Here is a 2,336-nt window from a genome sequence, read left to right as displayed (position 1 = left end):
TCTCCAATTTCACCTGTGATTGATGTCGTTCAAGGCGGTATTGATATTCTTCAGGGTGTAGAAAGCCTAAAAACTGAAATTATCAATACAGGCATCGACACTGTTGCTGACACAATTATTGGTATCCTTCCTCAAACTGAACATCCAGTTTCAGACCTAGCAGATCTTGGCACACTAACTTTCGAAACTTCTCGCGACACAGTAAATGGTGCACTTGAGGTAGTTTCTGATTTAGTTGGCGGTGATATCCAAGGTGCTACTGAATCTGCTACTGGTATTCTGGGCACGCTTATCACCAATGGTACAACCGCAACTGGAATTGTGAATAATATTATCGGTGGCGCAACTGGTGGTGTTGATGGAAGTCCACTTGATGTGATTACCGATATTATCGGTGGTGTAACTGGCGGCGTTGACGGTAACCCGCTTGAAGTAATTACCGACATTATTGGTGGTGTAACTGGTGGCGTTGATGGCAATCCACTTGAAGTAATTACCGACATTATCGGTGGTGTAACTGGTGGTGTTGACGGTAACCCGCTTGAATTAATTACCGACATTATCGGCGGTGTAACTGGTGGCGTTGATGGCAATCCGCTTGAAGTGATTACTGACATTATCGGCGGTGTAACTGGCGGTATCGGGGGTGGTACTTCTCCAATTTCACCTGTGATTGATGTCGTTCAAGGCGGTATTGATATTCTTCAGGGTGTAGAAAGCCTAAAAACTGAAATTATCAACACTGGCATTGATACAGTTGCAGATACAATTATCGGCGTCCTTCCACAAGCAGAACATCCAGTTTCTGAAATTGCCGACCTCGGCACACTAACTTTTGAAACTTCTCGCGACACAGTTAACGGTGCACTTGAAGTTGTTTCTGATTTAGTTGGCGGTGATATTCAAGGTGCTACTGAATCTGCTACTGGTATTCTCTATACACTGATTACAAATGGTACAACTGCTACTGGTTTAGTTACAGAAATCATTGGCGGATTAACTGGTACTATTGGTGGAGCAACTGGTGGAGATAGCTCACTCGGCCTACTAACTGATTTACTTGGCGGCTTAACAGGTAGCGTTGGTGGTGATAGTTCTCTTGGTGTAGTGACCGACCTTCTCGGTGGGTTAACTGGTGGTGTGACTGGCGGTACAGACAACCCTATCGGCATCGTTACAGACATCGTTGGTAGCTTAACGGGTGGTGTTACTGGTGAAGGCGGTTTAGATGTTATTTCTAATTTGCTGGGCGGATTAACTGGTGGCAGCTTACTTGGTGGCGTGACGTCTACAGTATCTAGCGTAACCAACACAACGCATACTATCGTACCGACATCATTACTTACTGATAGCTTCCTAGAAAACTCTTTCAATACTGTTTAATATAATCCATTAAAAGAAAGCCACTTAAGAGAAGTGGCTTTCTTTATTAATATATTTTTAAATATTAATTCACTTCTTGCCATCTATAATATTTCTTATGCGCCAGCTCTAACATTGCATAATCATTAGGTGTATCACCATAAGCATAAATTTTAGAATATTGGCTTAAATCATATTTATTTTTTATTCTATTTACTTTTTCTAAATAACCACAATCGCCATTAATAAACTCACCTGTCAAAATACCATCACGTATTTCAAGTTGATTACATATAACATCTAAACCTAAAGACTGGCACCAACTTTCCAAATAAATGCCCAATGATGCAGAGACAACAACAATCTGATCGCCTTGTTGTTTATGCCAAAGAATACGTTCCAAAGCATTTTCACGCACACAGATAGGAAGCACATTTTTAGCAAACTCTTGTCCCCTAACTTTTAGGGCATCTGCATCATAGCCCGCATATCCCACTTGGCAAAGTTTAGTTCGAATAGTTCTATCAGTTACCCATCCAAGCTTATAACCCGCTATATAAGGTGCAAGACGAATACCACCGACTATTTGAGTTTTTTTGTTCAAAGAAAATTTAAGGAATAGGCTGAATGTGTCGCTATGAGTGATCGTGCCGTCAAAGTCAAATAAAGCTAAGTTCATTTATGATTATCTCTAATATAATTAAAAAGTTATAAATTTATATTTTTTTAAAGTACTAAAAAATAGGCACAAAAAAACCGCTATAAAAGCGGTTAATTCTTCAAGTTGGTGCGCTCAGAGAGATTCGAACTCCCGACCCCTTAGTTCGTAGCCAAGTGCTCTATCCAGCTGAGCTATGAGCGCGTAACTTGTGTGCCTTTCAGCGATTCGTTCTGTTTTACTTGGTGCGCTCAGAGAGATTCGAACTCCCGACCCCTTAGTTCGTAGCCAAGTGCTCTATCCAGCTGAGCTATGA

Annotated in this window: 1 protein-coding gene, 1 tRNA gene and 1 pseudogene; 1 reads left to right on the top strand and 2 read right to left on the bottom strand. The window is 41.1% G+C overall.

What is annotated here, in order from left to right:
- Positions 1–1,383, top strand: a pseudogene (locus tag POD11_RS17605) (hypothetical protein); the annotation flags it as partial.
- Positions 1,384–1,447: 64 nt separating this feature from the next.
- Here POD11_RS17605 and POD11_RS17600 read toward each other — a convergent pair.
- Both POD11_RS17600 and POD11_RS17595 read right to left on the bottom strand, forming a co-directional pair.
- On the bottom strand, positions 1,448–2,041 hold the full coding sequence (locus tag POD11_RS17600; RefSeq protein WP_262458130.1) for an HAD family hydrolase: 594 nt from the start codon (positions 2,039–2,041) through the stop codon (positions 1,448–1,450).
- Between the two features lie 106 nt (positions 2,042–2,147).
- Positions 2,148–2,224 (bottom strand) — tRNA-Arg (locus tag POD11_RS17595).
- Between the last annotated feature and the right edge of the window lie 112 nt (positions 2,225–2,336).

Source organism: Acinetobacter sp. P1(2023) (genome assembly GCF_028367635.1).
Classification (GTDB): Bacteria; Pseudomonadota; Gammaproteobacteria; order Pseudomonadales; family Moraxellaceae; genus Acinetobacter; species Acinetobacter pittii_E.
This window is presented reverse-complemented; position numbering and strand designations above follow the sequence as displayed.